General features: G+C 71.9%; 14 protein-coding genes. 5 read left to right on the forward strand and 9 right to left on the reverse strand.

All coding sequences use genetic code 11. The features are described 5' to 3' along the window. Positions 1-24 precede the first annotated feature (24 nt). Positions 25-2,034: a serine/threonine-protein kinase gene (locus V8688_RS19390; RefSeq protein ID WP_342801405.1), complete on the forward strand. Its 2,010-nt coding sequence runs from the start codon at positions 25-27 to the stop codon at positions 2,032-2,034. Here V8688_RS19390 and V8688_RS19395 read toward each other — a convergent pair. Beyond that, a complete protein-coding gene (locus tag V8688_RS19395) occupies positions 2,022-2,852 on the reverse strand; it encodes an SDR family NAD(P)-dependent oxidoreductase (RefSeq protein ID WP_342801406.1) in 831 nt (276 codons plus the stop codon). The two genes, V8688_RS19390 and V8688_RS19395, sit on opposite strands and share 13 nt — an antisense overlap. 119 nt (positions 2,853-2,971) lie before the next feature. On the opposite strand from V8688_RS19395, the gene V8688_RS19400 reads away from it, so the two are divergent. Then, positions 2,972-3,571 (forward strand): TetR/AcrR family transcriptional regulator, encoded by a 600-nt coding sequence (locus V8688_RS19400; protein WP_316573362.1) that lies wholly within the window; start codon positions 2,972-2,974, stop codon positions 3,569-3,571. On the opposite strand, the gene hpt is transcribed toward V8688_RS19400, so the two are convergent. From hpt to dacB, 4 genes are all read right to left on the reverse strand, one after another. Further along, entirely contained in the window at positions 3,568-4,119 is a 552-nt protein-coding gene (gene hpt / locus V8688_RS19405; RefSeq protein WP_218720732.1) for a hypoxanthine phosphoribosyltransferase, read from the reverse strand. The genes V8688_RS19400 and hpt overlap by 4 nt on opposite strands. Positions 4,120-4,167: 48 nt before the next feature. Continuing rightward, positions 4,168-5,187: a tRNA lysidine(34) synthetase TilS gene (gene tilS / locus V8688_RS19410; protein WP_316573361.1), complete on the reverse strand. Its 1,020-nt coding sequence runs from the start codon at positions 5,185-5,187 to the stop codon at positions 4,168-4,170. Positions 5,188-5,455: 268 nt separating this feature from the next. Next, positions 5,456-6,520, reverse strand: a complete 1,065-nt coding sequence (locus tag V8688_RS19415; protein WP_218720730.1) for a zinc-dependent metalloprotease — start codon at positions 6,518-6,520, stop codon at positions 5,456-5,458. Between the two features lie 12 nt (positions 6,521-6,532). Continuing rightward, the gene (gene dacB, locus V8688_RS19420; RefSeq protein WP_342801407.1) at positions 6,533-7,990 is read right to left on the reverse strand and encodes a D-alanyl-D-alanine carboxypeptidase/D-alanyl-D-alanine-endopeptidase; all 1,458 of its coding nucleotides are present in this window, start codon (positions 7,988-7,990) and stop codon (positions 6,533-6,535) included. A gap of 163 nt (positions 7,991-8,153) precedes the next feature. Between dacB and V8688_RS19425 the strand changes: the two genes are divergently transcribed. Next, positions 8,154-8,642 (forward strand): inorganic diphosphatase, encoded by a 489-nt coding sequence (locus tag V8688_RS19425; RefSeq protein ID WP_218720728.1) that lies wholly within the window; start codon positions 8,154-8,156, stop codon positions 8,640-8,642. 193 nt (positions 8,643-8,835) lie between these two features. Here V8688_RS19425 and V8688_RS19430 read toward each other — a convergent pair whose 3' ends face one another. Continuing rightward, the gene (locus tag V8688_RS19430; protein WP_316573360.1) at positions 8,836-11,805 is read right to left on the reverse strand and encodes a BTAD domain-containing putative transcriptional regulator; all 2,970 of its coding nucleotides are present in this window, start codon (positions 11,803-11,805) and stop codon (positions 8,836-8,838) included. A gap of 108 nt (positions 11,806-11,913) precedes the next feature. Further along, entirely contained in the window at positions 11,914-12,141 is a 228-nt protein-coding gene (locus tag V8688_RS19435) for a hypothetical protein (protein ID WP_218720726.1), read from the reverse strand. Positions 12,142-12,383: 242 nt separating this feature from the next. On the opposite strand from V8688_RS19435, the gene V8688_RS19440 reads away from it, so the two are divergent. Beyond that, the gene (locus V8688_RS19440) at positions 12,384-13,556 is read left to right on the forward strand and encodes a serine hydrolase domain-containing protein (protein WP_342801408.1); all 1,173 of its coding nucleotides are present in this window, start codon (positions 12,384-12,386) and stop codon (positions 13,554-13,556) included. Beyond that, positions 13,553-15,079: an alpha/beta hydrolase gene (locus tag V8688_RS19445; RefSeq protein WP_255588387.1), complete on the forward strand. Its 1,527-nt coding sequence runs from the start codon at positions 13,553-13,555 to the stop codon at positions 15,077-15,079. The genes V8688_RS19440 and V8688_RS19445 overlap by 4 nt, the downstream gene beginning before the upstream one ends. A gap of 7 nt (positions 15,080-15,086) precedes the next feature. Here V8688_RS19445 and V8688_RS19450 read toward each other — a convergent pair whose 3' ends face one another. Then, the gene (locus V8688_RS19450; protein ID WP_218720723.1) at positions 15,087-15,746 is read right to left on the reverse strand and encodes a response regulator transcription factor; all 660 of its coding nucleotides are present in this window, start codon (positions 15,744-15,746) and stop codon (positions 15,087-15,089) included. After that, positions 15,734-16,976 (reverse strand): sensor domain-containing protein (locus V8688_RS19455; protein WP_342801409.1); only part of this gene is annotated, 1,243 nt, incomplete at its 5' end. The genes V8688_RS19450 and V8688_RS19455, both read right to left, overlap by 13 nt.

Here is a 16,976-nt window from a genome sequence, read left to right on the forward strand (position 1 = left end):
GACGGTCGCGTCCGTACCCCCGGCGTGAGCTCCACACGCACCGTCGAGGCGACCAGACCCGCGCTCGACCGCACCGGCGCGGCGCATCCGACCGATCGGCGCGGACTCGACCAGATCGCGGTCGGCACCAGGATCGGCGATTTCGACCTGCTCACCGAGCTCGGGTCCGGCGCGTTCGCCCGCGTCTTCCTGGCCCGGCAGCGATCGATGCAGCGGCTGGTCGCGGTGAAGATCTCCGCCGACACCGGCAGCGAGCCACAGACGCTGGCCCAGCTCGACCACGACTACATCGTGCGCGTGTTCGACCAGCAGGTGCTCGACGCGCCCGCTGACGGCTCACCGCGATTGCGGCTGCTGTACATGCAGTTCCTGCCCGGCGGCACCCTGCTCGGGGTGCTGCGCTGGGTCCGCGCGACCCCGCCCGCCGAGCGCACGAGCGCCCTGCTGCTCGACGCCGTCGACACGGCGATGGAGGAGAAGGGCGAGATCCGCCCCACCGACTCGGCTGTGCGCACCGAGATCGCCGGGCTGAGCTGGCCGGAAACGGTCGCCTGGCTGGGCAGCAGGCTAGCCGCCGCCCTGCGACACGCGACGGGCAACGGCGTCCTGCACCGCGACGTGAAACCGGCCAACGTCCTGCTCACCGCCGAGGGCATCCCCAAACTCGCCGACTTCAACATCAGCTTCAGTCGCTCGACCGACACCGACCCGGTGTCCTACTTCGGCGGCTCACTGGCCTACATGTCCCCCGAACAGCTCGAAGCCTGCCACCCCGGCTACGACCGCACCGCCGCCGACCTCGACACCCGCGCCGACATCTACTCCCTCGGCGTGCTGCTGTGGGAACTGCTCACCGGCGCCAAACCCTTCGACGACACCACCGTCCCGCTCGACGAGCTGCGCCCGGAGATCGCCCTGGACGCCGCCCTGGAACGTCGCGACGACGGCATCACCGCCGCCGCGCTCGCGCAGGTGCCCGCCGACTGCCCCGCCGNGCTCGACGAGCTGCGCCCGGAGATCGCCCTGGACGCCGCCCTGGAACGTCGCGACGACGGCATCACCGCCGCCGCGCTCGCGCAGGTGCCCGCCGACTGCCCCGCCGCGCTGCGCCGGGTCCTGCTGACCTGCCTGGCCGCCGACCGCGCGGATCGCTGGCCCGACGGCGGTGTCCTCGCCGCGCAGTTCGACCTCTGTCTGGACCCGCGCGCCCGCGACCTCGTCGACCCGCCGCCGACCTGCCTGCGCGCCCGGCTGCGCCCGTACCTGTTTCCCATCCTGGCGCTGTCGATCGCGCTCCCCAACCTGCTGGCCGCGCTCTACAACGCCCGGCTGAACACCGCGCTGATCGTCGACCGGCTCGACCCCGGCACCAGGTCGACCCTGCTGACGGTCGCGGGCGTGACGAACGTGCTCTTCTTCTCGATGGGCGCCGTGACGCTGATCTACCTGGCCCGGCGGCTGTTGATCGTGCCCCGGCGATTACGGGCGGGCCTGCGGTGCTCGCCGGGCGCGCTCGACCGCGCCCGGCGCGACTGCCTGCGATTCGGCAATCAGGCCGTCGCGGTGGCGGTCGTTCTGTGGCTGTCGGCGGCCGTCGTCTTCGCCGTCACGATCGCGCTGACGGGCAACGGCCTGACCGTGCGCACGGCGGTGCACTTCCTCATCGCGGCGGCGATCAGCGCGGCCATCGCGATGACCTACCCGTTCTTCCTGATCACGCTCTATCTCACGCGCTGCGTCTACCCGCTGTTCGTGCACCACGGACAGGACTTCCGCGCCGACGGCGCGGCGCTGACGGGGCTGGTCGGGCACTGTCACCGCTATCTCATGACGGCCGCGTCGATTCCCCTGCTCGCGATCGCGAGCGCGACCTTCCTGCCGATACCGGATCTGTTGTCGACCACCACCCTGCTCCGCGCCATCTGTGTGGGCGGGGCGTTGGGCTTCGCCGGTTGCTACGCGCTGTTCCGCGCCATCGAGGGCGATATCCGCGCGCTGCTGCGGGTGGTCGGCACCCGGCCTCAGCCCGCCTGACGGCTCAACTCCTCCCACTTCGCGAGTTCGGCCGTGCGGGCCGCGCCGAGGTCGGCGACCATGTCGAAGGCCGCGTCGCCCAGGATGATCCGCTTCGGCGGCGCGTCCATGTCCACCAGGCGGATGACGACGGCCGCGGCCGCGCCCGGGTCGGCGTCCTTCGACTCGCTCCACATCTCCTCGAGCCAGGCGCGGACCGGGGCGTAGGCCGGGTGCTGGTCGGTCATGGTGAGCCCGGTGGTGAACAGACCGGTCTCGTAGCCGCCGGGCTGCACGATGGTGACGGCGATGCCGAACCGTTCCACCTCCATGGCCAGCGCCTCGCTCATCGCGTCGAGGGCCGCCTTGCCCGCGCTGTAGACGCCGGTCGCCGCGAAGCCGCCCGCCGACCCCATCGAGGACACCTGGAGGATGTGGCCGGACCCCTGCTCGCGCAGCAGCGGCACCACGGCCTGGCTCACCCACAACGCGCCGAAGAAGTTGACGTCCAGATGGTCGCGGGCCTGCTGCTCGGTGAGTTCCTCGAGCATGCCGAGCACCACGCCGCCCGCGTTGTTGACGACCACGTCGAGCCGGCCGAACGCGTCGAACGCCCGCCGCACGCCGGCGAAGACGGCCGCGCGATCGGCGACGTCGAGCGCGAAGGTGACCAGTCGCCCGTCGGCGGCGGCGACCAGGTCGGCCAGCGGCGTGACATCACGGGCGACGCCGACGACCCGATCACCGGCGGCGAGGGCGGCCTCGGCGAAGGCCCGGCCGAGTCCTCGCGACGCGCCGGTGATGAACCAGGTGCGGGCTTCGTTGTCTGCGCGGGTCATGCGAGCCTCCTTCAAGTGCGACGAGACGGTTCGTCTCGCTTATGACGACAAGGATGGGCCCTGATCGTGCGATTGTCAAGACGGAACGTCTCGTTTTATTTCAGGCTAGACTCGCGCCCATGGCACGAACCCCGGACAGCGCCCGCCGCAGCGAACGGTCCCGGTCGGCGATCCTGACCGCGACCCGCGAACTCGTCGGCGAGACCGCCTACGCGAAGCTGACCATCGAGGCCATCGCCGCGCGCGCCGGGGTCGGCAAGCAGACGATCTACCGGTGGTGGCCGTCCAAGGGCGCGGTGGTCTTCGACGCCCTGCTCGCGCAGAGCGAGAACCCCGACGGCGGCGGCGTCGAGCTGCCGGATACCGGTGACATCGCGGCCGACCTGAAGACCGTGCTGCGCGCGACGGTCGCCGAATTCGCCGATCCCGCGTTCGACGCGCCGATCCGCGCCGTGCTCACCGAGGTCATCAACGATCCCACGCTGGCCGCGCTCTATCGCGAGAAACTGGAACAGCCGGTGCACGCGGCCAAGGTCCGGCGGCTGGCCGCGGCGCAGCGCGCCGGACAACTGCGGGCCGACGCCGACCTGGATCTGGTGGTCGACCTGCTCTACGGACCGATCACCCAGCGCTGGCTGCCGCGCTCCGGCACGCTGGACGCGTCCTTCGCCGATGCCCTGGTCGAGACGGTCCTGCGCGCCTTCGCGCCGGTGGACTAGGAGTAGACCTTCGGGTCCAGCGTGCCGATGAAGGGCAGGTCGCGATAGCGCTCGGCGTAGTCGAGGCCGTAACCGACGACGAACTCGTTCGGGATGTCGAAGCCCACGTGGGCGACGTCGACCGGGGTGCGCAGCGCGTCGGGCTTGCGCAGCAGGGTCACCACTTCCAGCGAGGCCGGGTTGCGGGTGGACAGGTTGCGCTTGAGCCAGGACAGGGTCAGACCGGAGTCGATGATGTCCTCGACGATCAGCACGTTGCGGCCCGCGATGTCCTTGTCCAGGTCCTTCATGATGCGCACGACGCCCGAGGACGAGGTGGACGAGCCGTAGGACGAGACGGCCATGAACTCGAGCTGGGTGGGGATCGGCAGTGCCCTGGCGAAGTCGGTCATGAAGAAGATCGCGCCCTTGAGCACGCAGACCAGCAGGAGGTCGCCCTCGGGGGAATCCGGCGGGTATCGCTTCGCGACGATCTCGGCCAGTTCTTCGATCTTGGCTTTGATCTCGTCTTCGGTGATCAGCACCGATGCGATGTCGTCTCCGTACACGGAAGTGGGTTTCCCTTCAGTGGTGTCGATCCCGACCGGGCCGATCCATTATGTGGCATCGTTTCGCGGCTGCGCGCGTACCGTCAGCGTGCCATGCGCGCGCGCCACGACCAACCTGTGGTCCCTGCTGCCGCCGGCCACCGCCACCCCGCCTTGGCCGCGCCAGTTGCTCACGAGTTCGTCGATCGCTTGTAAATGAGCGTTCAGCACGCCGCCGATGCCCTGTTCGGCGAGCCAGGCCCGGATCGCGCGGCGCCGCAGCGCGGGGGCGGCAGTGGCCAGGATCTCGATCGACAGTGCCGGTCGATCAGTGTCGCCGGGGCCACCCTCGGGCACGATCGCCGCGCGCAGCAGGTCGGCGGTGAGCACGTCGAGCACCTCGCCGTCGGCCCGCAGCTGGTCGGCCGTGCGCGCCAAGGCCTGCGCCACCCCGCCGCCGAGTACCTCCTCGAGCAGCGGAAGGATTTCGGTGCGCACCCGCACCCGGGTGTAGGCCGGATCGAGGTTGTGCGGGTCTTCCCACGGCTCGATGCCGAGATCGGCGCACATCTGCCGCGTCCGCGCCCGCCGCACCGCCAGCAACGGCCGCCCCCACGGTGCGTTCCAGGCCGCCATGCCCTGGAGCGAACGCCCGCCCGACCCGCGTGCCAACCCGAGCAGGACGGTCTCGGCCTGATCGTCGAGGGTGTGTCCGAGCAGCACCGGCCGCTCCCCGCGCACCGACTCCAGGGCCGCGTACCTGGCCGCCCGCGCCGCCGCCTCGACCCCACCGTCGCGCCCGACCTCGACCGCGAGCACCTCGGCGTCCACACACCCCAATGCCCGCGCCTGCTCGGCCGCCCGTGCGGCCACCTCCCCCGACCCGTCCTGCAACCGATGATCCACCACGACCGCCGTCACGTCTCCCGCCTCGACGACAGCGGCCGCGACCAACGCCAGCGAATCGGCGCCGCCGGAGAGCCCGACCACCACCGGCCTCGGCCCACCCCGCGCCGCGACCCAGTCCCGCACGCCCCGCCGCACGGCCAGCACCGCGGCAGTCTCCGGAAGCCGCCGCCGGCCCGTCATCGAGCACCGCGAGAGCGGCCGACCCCAGGCCGCCCCACCACCACGGCACCACGATGAGTCCGCTCCCCACCCGCGAACAGCCGCCGATTCGGCAACGGCCTGACAGCCCCGGGCATGATCCCCATGCACGCAGGCTACCCAGCCACCCGGCGCAACAGACCATCGCGAGCACCTGGGTGACGCGCCGGGGACGGGCGAACCCACTCACGGCGGCACCATCGGCCGCCGACGAAACCCCGGTGGCGGACCGGAAATCCTGGAGCGGCGGTTACAGCACGCGAGCGATCCAGCGGCCCGGATCGTCCACCTCGTCCAGACGGGGCAGCGTCTCCGCGTTCGTCCACACCGTGTTGAACTCCGTGACGCCCACCCGCTCGACCACCGCGTCGACGAACTTCTTCCCGCGCACGTACTGGGCGACCTTCGCGTCCACCCCGAGCAGCGCGCGCAGCAGTCGCTGCACCGGGTTGGTCGGCTTCTTCCGGCGCTGGTCGAAGGCGCGGCGGATATCGGCGACGGTCGGGACGACGGCGGGTCCGACAGCGTCCATGACGTGATCGGCGTGGCCTTCGAGCAGCGTGCCGAGCATGAGCAGCCGGTCCAGCGCCTCGCGCTGCGGCGGGGCCTGCGCGGCGCGCAGCAGGCCGACGACGCCACGGCTGTTGGGGTCGTCGGCGGTGTCGCCGTTGCGCCGCTGGCGCACCTCGGCGAGCAGCCTGCTCAGCATCTCGCTCATCGGCTCCTCACCGACCTCGCTGAGGATGTCGACATTGGCGCGCATGTAGTCGGCCAGCCACGGCGCCGAGGAGAACTGCACCCGGTGGGTCACCTCGTGCAGGCAGACCCAGAGCCGGAAGTCGGCCGGGTCGACGCCGAGCGCCCGCTCCACGCCGAGGATATTGGGCGCGACCAGCAGCAGCGTGCCGTCCTCCCCGGTGAACGGGTCGTACTGGCCGAGGATCGCCGTCGACAGGAACGCCAGCATGGTCCCGGCCTGCAACCCCGCCGGCTTGCCGACGAGCTTGCCGGTGGTCGAGACGGCCTCGGTGCCGGTGAGCACGGCCATCGAATCGGCGGCGGCGGCGATCCAGCCGGGCCGATCGACGATCCTGGCCTCCGGCACCGGCCGGTCGTCGAGCAGTCCGCTGACCTCACGCACCGGCCCTTCGGCCCGCACCGACGCGGTGGCCAGCTCGGCGACGACCTGTTCGGCGGTCTGCCGGGAGGTGCGCGGTCCGGCGGGCGCGAGCACGGCGCCGGTGCGGGCGGCGAGCCGCCAGTCCACCGCACCGCTGAATCCGGAGGTCGTGCGCCCGGTCTTGTCCTCGGTCATCGCCACCCGCTCTCAGGAGCATCCGCAGTTGCGCAGGGCACCGGCCACCGCGTCGAGGGCGGGCCTGCTGACCTCCGGCAACCGATCATTGGACATCAGCGCGAAGGTCAGTACCCGGCCGTCGCGGTCGAGCACATATCCGACCAACGCGCTGGCGACACTCAGAGTTCCGGTCTTGGCCCGCACCCAGCCCGCGCCCTGGCGGTTCTGGGTGACGAAGCGCGGCGCCAGCGTCCCGGTACCGCCCGCGACCGGCAGGTCGTCCAGCAGCGGCGCGAGAGCCGCTGCGCGCGGGTCGTTCTCGGGCTTGGCCTGCGTTCCGGCCGGTGCCACGGCGGCGTCGCCGGTGGGCTCGGCGGCGGTGGCGATGATGGCGTCGAGCAGCCGCGGCGGCACCCGGTCGTCGACGGACAGCCCGCTGTTGTCGGCCAGATGCAGTCCGGCGATGTCGAATCCGGCGTTGGTCAGCGCCGCGGTGGTGGCGGCGACGGCCCCGGCGAAGGACGCCTCGTGCCCGGTCGCGACCGCCAGTTCCCGCCCGATCGTCTCGGCGAGCACATTGTCGGAGTGGATCATCATGTCGTGCAACCGGACTCGCAGCGGCGCCGATTCCACCTTGGCGATCTCGGCGCCGTTCTGCGCGGCCGGACCGACCCGCACCGCGGCGGGGTCGACGCCGAGTTCGGCGGCCAGCGCGCGTCCGGCGTCGAGCGCGGGAGTAGAGGTGCGCGGCGAGTAGTCGGCCGACGGATCGAACCGCCCGCCGTCGAGCATGATCGGCTCGATCGGGGTGATCGAGCCCTCGGGGATATCGACCGGGTCCCAGCCCGAGGCCATCGTCGGCCCGCGATAGGCGGAGGCGTCGACGACGATCGCGCTGACCTGCCTGCCGGTCGCCTTGATCCGCGCGGCCAGCTCGGCGATCCGGGCGCCGTCGGTGTAGTAGCCGCCGTCGGCCCTGGTAGTCAGGGTCGGATCGCCGCCGCCGACGAGCACCAGCTCCCCCGGCGCACCGGCGAGGACCCTGGTCGCCACCCGCTGATCGTCGGGCAGCGTGAGCAGCGCGGCCGCGACCAGCATGACCTTCGCCGTCGAGGACGGGATCATCGCCTTGGCCGGATCCTGGCTCCACAGCACCGCGCCGCTGGTCGGGTCGGTCACCTGACCGGCGAAGCTGCCCAGGTCGGGGCTGCCGACGACCGGCGCGAGCGCGGCGGCGATCCCGGCGGACGTCGGCGCGGGCGCGTCCGACTTGGCCGGGGTGACCTCGGCGACGGGCTGATCGGTGGACGGCGGCGGGGCCACGGTGAGCCCGCCGTGGCGGAACTCGGGAGTCCACGGGCGCGCGATGGCGACGAACCCGCCCGCGATCACCAGCAGGGCGACCACCACCGCCGATACCCAGATCCACGTGGACTTGCGTCGGCGCTGCGCCGTCGCTCCCGGATTGTTCTCGCTCGGACCGATCACGACCGTCGTCTCTCCCTCAACGCCGCCCGACACGCCTCGACTGCGCGCTGAGCCGCCTGCCGCACCGGTGTACCAGCACACCACACTATCCTCGTTGCGCAACGGTTCCCCAGAACGATCTGGCGATTCGGCAGAGAAGCACTCGAACGAGCAAGGAGATGGCGTGGAGTTCGACGTCACCATCGAGATCCCCAAGGGCTCTCGGAACAAGTACGAGGTCGATCACGAGAGCGGCCGGGTCAAGCTCGACCGGTACCTGTACACCTCCATGGGCTACCCGGCCGACTACGGCTTCATCGAGAACACCCTCGGCGAGGACGGCGATCCGCTGGACGCGCTGGTGCTGCTGCCCGAGTCGGTCTTCCCCGGCGTGATCGTGGAAGCCCGTCCGATCGGCGTGTACCGCATGACCGACGAAGCCGGCGGCGACGACAAGGTGCTGTGCGTGCCCGCGGGCGACCCGCGCTGGGACCACATCCAGGAACTTGGCGACGTCTCGGAGTTCGAGCTGTCGGCGATCAAGCACTTCTTCGAGCGCTACAAGGACCTGGAGCCGGGCAAGTTCGTCCAGGGTTCGGAGTGGCTGGGCCGCGCCGAGGCCGAGAAGGTCATCGACGAGTCCTTCACCCGCCTGAAGGAAGCCGGCCACTGAGCTGACGGTGCACGAAGAACGGGATGTCCGGAGCAGTTCGGACATCCCGTTCTCGTTGTCCCGGTCCGGGCCGCCGACCCCCCGGCGACGACGCGGCTCGCTGTCGCGACAACCGGGTACATAGGGCAATCTATCGCGTGAACACTTGTGTTCGCCAGTGCCTCACGAATATTCGCGCCCCGTGATGACGCCGCTATGACGCGGCGATGATGTCCCGGCGGGCGCGCAGCGCGGCGAGATGATCGTGCAGCAGCGCCATCACCGGCGCCTCCAGTTCGGCGTCGAGCCGTTCGTGGGTCAGCTGCGGATCCTGCATCGTCTCGAACGACTCCGCCGCGGCGGTGAAGGACTCCTCCGCCGCACCCGGTTTCCCGGTGGCCTGTTTGATCAGCCCCTGGAGCACCAGCACTCTGGCCCTGGTCAGCGGCCCGATCGCACGGGTGAGCACCTGGATCGCCTCGTCGACGACGGGTTCGGCGTCGGCGGCCCGGCCTGCCATCAGCAGCACGTGCGCCAGCCGTGACAGCGCCCAGCCCAGCCGCAGTTCGATCCCGCCGGCCCGGCCGAGCGCGACCGCCTCCTCGCACAGCCGCACCCCCTCGGCCGTCTCCCCCTGATAGACCAGGGTGACCCCGAGTTCGTGCGTCGCCATCACCTCGAGCGACCGGTTGCCCAGCTCGGCGGCCAGCGCCCGCGCGGTGACCGCGCGCTCCCTGGCCGCCGGGAAATCGCCCGCGTCGGAGTAGGTCTTCACCTCGTGGACCAGGCACGCGCATTCGATCGCCCGGTCGCCGACCCGGCGGGCCAGCCGGATCGCCCGCGCCGAATGGGCCAGCGGCGCGGCCGTTTCGGTGCCGCGCCGGGTCGAGGACGACAGCAGCTGCGCGGCGAACGCGGTGAGCCGGGCATCGCTGATGGTGCCGCGATCCAGCGACAGCGCGATGCGTTGATGGTCGCGCCCCTGCCGCAGCGCGCCGAGCGAATAGGCGAACAGCGCGCCGAGGGCGACCCGCACCCGACATTCCACCGAGCGGTCACCCGCGCACAACGCGGCGTCGAGCAGTTCCTCCAGCGCCCGGGCGACCTCGATGCAGTTCGCGCCGCCGTCGATGAGTTCGGCGGTGGCCCAGGCGATATCGGCGGCCGGGGCCAGCACCGGGCCACCGGCTTGCGCGCACTGGCGATAGAGCGAGACCAGGTTGTGCCGCTGTCCGGCCAGCCACGCCTGGGCCGCGTGCTCGTCGGCGAACCGGACGCCCGGCGCGGCGGTCGGGCGCAGGTGCTCGGGCAGCCGGGTGCCCGGATTACAGACGGCGACAGCCTGTTTCACAGTGGCGAGGTAGAAGTCGAGCAGCCTGCGCAGCGCGGTCAGCGGCGGGTCGGCGGCACCGGTGACCGGCAGTTCCCTGGCGAACAGGCGCAGCAGGTCGTGATAGGTGTAGCGGCCGGGCGCGGTGGTCTCGAGCAGGTTCAGGTCGACCAGGTCCTCGCACACCTGCTCGGCCTCGGCGACCTCGATCCCGAGGATCGCGGCGGCGCCCTCGGTGCAGATCTCCCCGACCTCGGGCACCGCCAGCATCCGGAACGCGCGCGCGTGACCGGTGTCGAGCTGGTCGTAGCTGATCCGGAAGGCCAGCTCGACGGCGAGTTCGCCGGTGCGCAGGACACTGAGCCGCTGCGCGGTGTCGCGCAACCGCTCGGCCACGATCCGCACCGTCCAGGCCGGGCGCGCGGCCAGCCGGGCACCGACGATGCGGACCGCGAGCGGCAGGCCACCGCAGGCGCCGAGCACCGCGGCGACCGCCTCGGGTTCGGCCGCGATCCGGTCGCGGCCCGCGATCCCGGCGAGCAGGCTGTGCGCCTCGGTGTCGGTGAGCACGTCGAGGCGCACCGCGGTGGTGCCCGGTAGCTCGGGCAGCGCCGAACGGCTGGTGACCAGCACCGCCGAGCCGGGGGTACCGGGAATCAGCGGCGCGACCTGGTCGACCGAGCGGGCGTTGTCGAGGACGACCAGCACCCGTTTCCCGGCCAGCCGGCTGCGGAACTGGGCCGCGCGCTCGGCGGCGCCCGCGGCGAGTTCACCCTCCGGCACACCGAGCACGCGCAGGAAGTCGCCGAGGGTGTCGGCGGCGGTGGCGCCGCCGGCGTGATCGGCGGCGAAGCCGTGCAGGTCGACGTGCAGCTGCCCGTCGGGGAATCGCTCGCGCACCCGGTGCGCCACGTGCACGGCCAGTGCGCTCTTGCCGATCCCGCCCATCCCGCCGATCGCGCAGACCGGCACCCCGGTCCCCGTCGCGGTGAGCCGCGCGGCGAGCAGGTCGACCACCTCGGCGCGGCCGGTGAAGTCGACGACGTCGGCGGGCAACTGCGCGACCCGCTGCGGCGCCCGCGGCCGGACCTGCGCGGCAGGCTCGCGCGGCGTGCTCAGCTCACCGGCCAGGATGCGCCGGTGCAAATCGGCGAGTTCGCGCCCTGGTTCGATGCCGAGCTGGTCGACGAGTTCGCGGCGGGTGTCGGCGTAGACGCGCAGCGCCTCGGCCTGGCGACCGGCGTGGTAGAGCGCCGTCATCAGCAGCGCGCGGGGCCGTTCGCGCAGCGGGTGCTCGGCGCACAACGGGGTGAGGTCGGCGACGGCCTCGGCATAGCGGCCCCGGCGCAGGTCGAGTTCGGCGCGCTGTTCCAGCAGGACGAGCCTGCGGTCGGCGAGGTGGGCGCGCTGCCGCTCGGCGAAGGGGCCGGGCAGTCCGGCCAGCGGGGTGCCGGTCCAGAACCGCAAGGCGGCGTCGACGGTGTCGCCCGCGGTCTGGGGGTCGGAGTGCGGGGTGAGCATCAAGTCGTCGACCTGTTCGATGTCGACGCAGCCCACCGGCACCCGCAGCGCGTAGCCGCCGCCGAGCGCGACCAGCACCTGCGGCGGCTCCCCCGCCACGCGCCCTGGTTCGAGGACCCGGCGCAAATGCAGGATGTGATTGCGCAGCGCGCCCACGGCGCTGGCGGTGGGGTTCTCGCCCCAGACGTCGTCGATCAGTTCGTCGACGGTGGCCGAGCGGCCGGTGCGCAGCAGTAGGGCGGCCAGCAGAGCGCGCTGCTGCCGGGAGCCGAGGTCGAGCTCGATCCCAGCGCGCCAGGCACGGATCTCACCGAGCACGGCGAACGTCAGCATGCGCGGCCAATCTCTCTCACTGGGGGAACTCAGACCGACAATCTAGCCGAACACCGAGAAGGGGCACCCGGCGTCGCCGGATGCCCCTGGGTCGGACGATCAGGTAGCTCAGTACCAGATGTAGAGGTCCCAGCCGTCCCAGTTCTCGGTGCACTCCCAGTAGTAGCCGCCGGTGTAGGACGACTCGCCGTCGGCGCGACAGGCGGCGAGGGTGGCGTAGGTGCCGTAGTAGGTGCCGTACGGGCCGGCGGCGGCGTTGCCCGCGGCGACCGTCGACACCCCGGCGACGGTCGCGGCAGCCAGCAGTCCGGCGGCGATGGTGGTTTTGATGCGCATGTCGTTCGCTCCTCTGCGTTCGTTTTCGACGAGATGAACGTTATGGGCGCGCAGCCGCCGAAACAGCCACCCCTAGGGGGACTTCCGCCCCCACCATGGGCGTTTCACCTTCCCCACCCCTGGGTTGGTAGTGCTGGCACCACCTCGGATTCGGGCGCGCGCGGCATGGGCGCGGCGGGCTGGTCTTCCTACGCTCGAAACAGTCAGGCAGGCACCGTCTCAGCAGGAGGAAAGCGCAGCTCATGACCCTATTTCGCAGCAGGTCCCGCCGCATCGTCGCCGCGGGAGCGTGCGCCGTCGCGCTGCTCGCCGTGCCCGCGTGTGGTGGCGAGAGCGCGCCGCCGACGGCGCCGGGGCCCGAGGTGCGACAGGCCCTCGAAACACTGGTGCGGGCGGGCTTCCCCGGCGCCCAGGCCGTGATCACCACCCCGGCGGGCGAACGTACCGTCACCGCGGGCGTCGGCGACATCGCCTCCGGCGCGCCGATTCCCGACGGAGCCTTCGTCCGGATCGGCAGCAATACCAAGAGCTTCGTCGCGACCGTGCTGCTGCAGCTGGTCGCCGAGGGCAAGGTCGAGCTGGACGCGCCCGTCGAGCGCTATCTGCCCGGGGTCGTGCACGGCAACGGCAACGACGGGGATCGCGTCACCGTGCGTCAGCTGCTCCAGCACACCAGCGGCCTGCCCGAGTATCTGGCCAGCGGCGATCCCAGCAAGCCCACCGACCCCGGCTCCCCGCAGCTCGACATCGCTACCGAAGCCGCGCGGCGACAGCATCACAGCCCCGCCGACCTGGTGCGCATCGCGATGACGATGCCGCCGCAGTACGAGCCGGGCGCCCGCGCCGTGTACACCAACACCAACTATGTGCTCCTCGGCATGCTGATCGAGCAGGTCACCGGCCGTCCGGCGGCCGCCGAGATCGCGACCAGGATCATCGAACCGCTCGGCTTGCGCGACACCTACACGCCCGCGTCCGGCGACACCGGCCTGCGCTCCCCGCACTCGCGCGGCTATCAGGACATCGACGGCACTCGAGTCGATTTCACCGAACTCGATCCCTCCTGGGCCGACACCGCGGGCGATATGATCTCGACCGGCGCCGACCTCAATCGCTTCTTCGCCGCCCTGCTGAACGGCAAGCTGCTGGCTCCCGCCCAGCTCGACGAGATGCGCCGCACCGTGCCCTTCGATCGGATGCCCACGGCCGGTTACGGTTTGGGCCTGATCCAGCGCACCGCGTCCTGCGGGGAACAGGTGAGCGGGCACGGTGGCAGCATCCCCGGCTTCGGAACCCACACCGGCACGACCGCCGACGGCGTCGCGGTCACCCTCACGGTGAACCAGCTGCCCGGCAGCGAGGAACAGGCGAAACTCGTCGACCAGGCCTTCGACGCGATCGTGTGCGCGGCATGAAGCGCCTGACGACGGCCGCGCTCACCGCCGCCACCGTTCTCGGATTACTCACCGCCGCACCGGCTTCGGCCGACCCGCTCGACTCCTTCCGCCGGCAGACGCTGTCCTGGCGATCCTGCGAGGACCCCCGCCTCGACCCGGCGGGCGCGCAGTGCGCCGATGTCACCGTGCCGGTGGACTATTCGGCGCCGGGGGGCGAGACGATGACCGTGGCCATCTCCCGCCTGCCCGCCACCGATCCGGCGCGCCGCCACGGCGTGCTGCTGTCCAACCCGGGCGGCCCGGGTGGCCCCGGCCTGGGCTACCCGATCGACCTGAGCGCCGGGATGACACCCGAGGTCCGTGCCCGCTACGACCTGATCGGCATGGACCCGCGCGGCATCGGCCGCTCCGCCGCGGTGAATTGCCGCTGGCAGGAGGGGTTCTGGATCCAGTCCGCCGGACTCGACGCGGGCGACTTCGCCACGAGCACCGCCCGCCAGGCTGGGCTGGCCGCCCAGTGCGCGGCGAACGAGGGTCCCCGCCTGCGCCACATCACCACCCGCAATACCGCGCGCGACATGGACCTCATCCGCTCGGTGCTCGGCGAGGACCGGATCAGCTATTTCGGCGCCTCCTACGGCACCTACCTCGGCGCGGTGTTCTCTCAGCTCTTCCCCGACCGCGCCGACCGCTTCGTCCTCGACAGCGCCGTCGACCCCGAGCACTACGGCGCGTCGGAAATGCTGCGCGCCATGGGTCCGGTCAACGAGGCCGCCTTCGACCTGTGGGCGGACTGGACCGCGGCGCGCGACGGCGAATACCGTTTCGGCACAGATCGTTCCGCCGTGCGCGAGTCGGTGCAGGCGATGGTGCGCCGGGCGAAGGAGCGGCCGATCCGGATCGGCGAATTCACCGTCGACCAGCACAGCCTGCCGACGCTGCTGTTCGCCGAACTCGACGATCCACGCAAGTATCCGCTGCTGGCCGCACAACTGCGTCAGCTCGCCGACGCCGCCGACGGCGTCACGGTGACCCCGGAACCGGGGCTGGCCGCCTCGCTGTCGTTCATGCTGACGGCCCAGCCGCGCGACCTCTCCACGGCCACCGCCGTGCTCTGCGGCGACGCGGAAGTGCCGCGCGATCCAGACTGGTACCGGCGCAATATCGAGGCGAGCCGGGCCGAGCAGCCACTGTTCGGCGCGTTCGCGAACAACATCACGCCGTGCGCGTTCTGGGCGCCGCCGGTCGAGCCGACCACGGTGATCGACAACGCTGTGCCGAGTCTGATCGTGCAGTCCACCGGCGATACGCGCACCACCTTCGCGGGCGCTCAGGTCATGCACCGGGCACTGCGCGGCTCACGGCTGGTGACCCTGCCGGACGTGCCGATCCACTGGATCTACGGCAACTACCCGAACGGCTGTGTCAGCGCTGCCGTCAACACCTACCTGCTCGACGGGACTCTGCCCGGCACCGACCTGACCTGCCGCGACGAGGCCGGGTCGCCGTCGGAGCGGCCCGGGTCCGGCGCGGTGCGGTGACGCGCGTTCACGGCCGACCGGGACGAGCGTTGAGATAGGCGAGCACCGCGAGCACCCGCCGGTGGCCGGACTCGTCGGCGGCCAGGCCGAGCTTGGCGAAGATGCTGCGAATGTGTTTGAGCACAGCGCCTTCGGTGACGACGAGTCCGGCGGCGATGGCGGAGTTGTCCTGGCCCTCCGCCATCAGCGCGAGTACTTCCCGTTCCCTGGCCGTCAGCGTCGACAGCGGATCGTCGACGCGGCGACGCACCAGCAGCTGCGCGATCACCTCCGGGTCCATCGCGGTGCCGCCGGCGGCGACCCGGTGCAGCGAATCCAGGAACCGGTCGACCTTGCCGACCCGCTCCTTGAGCAGATAGCCCACCCCGCCCGCGCCGTCGCCGAGCAGTTCGGCGGCGTAGCTGTCCTCGACATAGGCCGACAGGACGAGCACCGGCAGCCCGGGGTGCACGGTCCTGGCCCGCACGGCGGCGCGCAGGCCGTCGTCGGTGAAGGTCGGCGGGAGCCGCACGTCGACCACCACCGCGTCCGGGCGGTCGGCGGTGACCACGGCGAGGAAATCGTCGGCATTGTCGACGGCGGCGACCACCTCGATCCCGGCGGTCTTCAACAGCAGGACCAGGCCTTCTCGCAGGAGGGCGTCGTCCTCGGCGATCACGACCCGCACGGCAACTCCACGCGCACCAGCGTAGGCCCACCGGCGGGGCTGGTCAGCGTCATCCGGCCGTCGAGGGCCTCGGCCCTGCGCCGGATGCCGGCCAGGCCACCGCCCTCGGTCACCGTCGCCCCGCCGACGCCGTCGTCGCGGATCGCCACGATCAGCAGTTGCGGCGGTCCGCCCAGTTCGATCGACAGCGTCGCGGCCCCCGAGTGCTTGGTGGCGTTGGTGACGGCCTCGGCGATGACGAAGTAGGCCGCCGCCTCCACCGCCATCGGCCGTCGCGTGATCCCGTTCAGCTCCACCACACACGGGATCGGGCTGCGCGCGGCCAGCGCGGAGACGGCACTGGCCAGGCCGCGATCGGAGAGCACCGGCGGGTAGACGCTGCGGACCACGTCCCGCAGTTCGGCCAGCGCCGCCGACGCGGTGTCCTGGGCGGTGCGCACCATCCGGTCCGCCGCGTCGGGGTCGCGCCCGCGCAATTGCTCGGCGAGCCCGAGCTGCATGATCACCGCCGCGATCCTGGCCTGGGCGCCGTCGTGCAGGTCGCGTTCGATGCGGCGCAGTTCGGCGCCGTGCGCGTCGAGGGCGGCGGCCCTGGTCGCGGTGAGTTCGGCGACCCGGTCGGCCAGCAGGGCGTGCTCGTCCGGCGCCAGCAGCGCTCGCGCGAGCTTCGCCTGCGCCGTCGCCGCCTCGGGCGAGCGCAGGGCGAGGGCGCCGAACACCAGACCGATCAGCACGCTCAGGGCCGCCGTGGGCCAGGAAACGACGACCAGCCCGTTGCTGCCGGGCAACCCGTCCACCCCCGCCCACCAGAGCAGGGGGAGCACCAGATGCTGCACCGCGCTCAACGGCAGGGCCACCGCCAGCGCGGCCAGCGGTAGCCCGATCACGCCGTGCAGCACCAGCCAGGCGAGGTCGCGGCGGTTCGCCGGGTCGGCGGCCAGGGTCGCGAGCTGTTCGCGCAGGTCACCGGTCAGCGGCCGGTAGGCCGAGGTGATCGGGGTGCCGAGGCGGTGCCCCGCCCTGCGCCGTTCCAGGGTGAGCAGGGGGCGGATCAATCTCACCGCCTCCGGCAGCGCCGGGATCCCGATCCCGATCAGGCTCATGGCGGCGACGACGGCCAGCGCGGCCAGCGCGAACAGCGCGGCGAGCCCGGTCGCCCCGCCGATCAGCAGATAGCCGACAGCGGCGGGCAGCAGGCGTACCCGCCGCGCCGCCGCGCCGCTGTCGGTT

Source organism: Nocardia sp. No.11, assembly GCF_038752175.1.
Classification (GTDB): Bacteria; Actinomycetota; Actinomycetes; order Mycobacteriales; family Mycobacteriaceae; genus Nocardia; species Nocardia canadensis.

What these genes read in the sequence shown, in the direction of transcription:
- V8688_RS19415 (WP_218720730.1), bottom strand. Translation starts at nt 6,520, where the DNA reads ATGACCGAGGACAAGACCGGGCGCACGACCTCCGGATTCAGCGGTGCG.
- V8688_RS19400 (WP_316573362.1), top strand. Translation starts at nt 2,972, where the DNA reads ATGGCACGAACCCCGGACAGCGCCCGCCGCAGCGAACGGTCCCGGTCG.
- V8688_RS19445 (WP_255588387.1), top strand. Translation starts at nt 13,553, where the DNA reads ATGAAGCGCCTGACGACGGCCGCGCTCACCGCCGCCACCGTTCTCGGA.
- V8688_RS19395 (WP_342801406.1), bottom strand. Translation starts at nt 2,852, where the DNA reads ATGACCCGCGCAGACAACGAAGCCCGCACCTGGTTCATCACCGGCGCG.
- V8688_RS19435 (WP_218720726.1), bottom strand. Translation starts at nt 12,141, where the DNA reads ATGCGCATCAAAACCACCATCGCCGCCGGACTGCTGGCTGCCGCGACC.
- V8688_RS19440 (WP_342801408.1), top strand. Translation starts at nt 12,384, where the DNA reads ATGACCCTATTTCGCAGCAGGTCCCGCCGCATCGTCGCCGCGGGAGCG.
- V8688_RS19430 (WP_316573360.1), bottom strand. Translation starts at nt 11,805, where the DNA reads ATGCTGACGTTCGCCGTGCTCGGTGAGATCCGTGCCTGGCGCGCTGGG.
- tilS (WP_316573361.1), bottom strand. Translation starts at nt 5,187, where the DNA reads ATGACGGGCCGGCGGCGGCTTCCGGAGACTGCCGCGGTGCTGGCCGTG.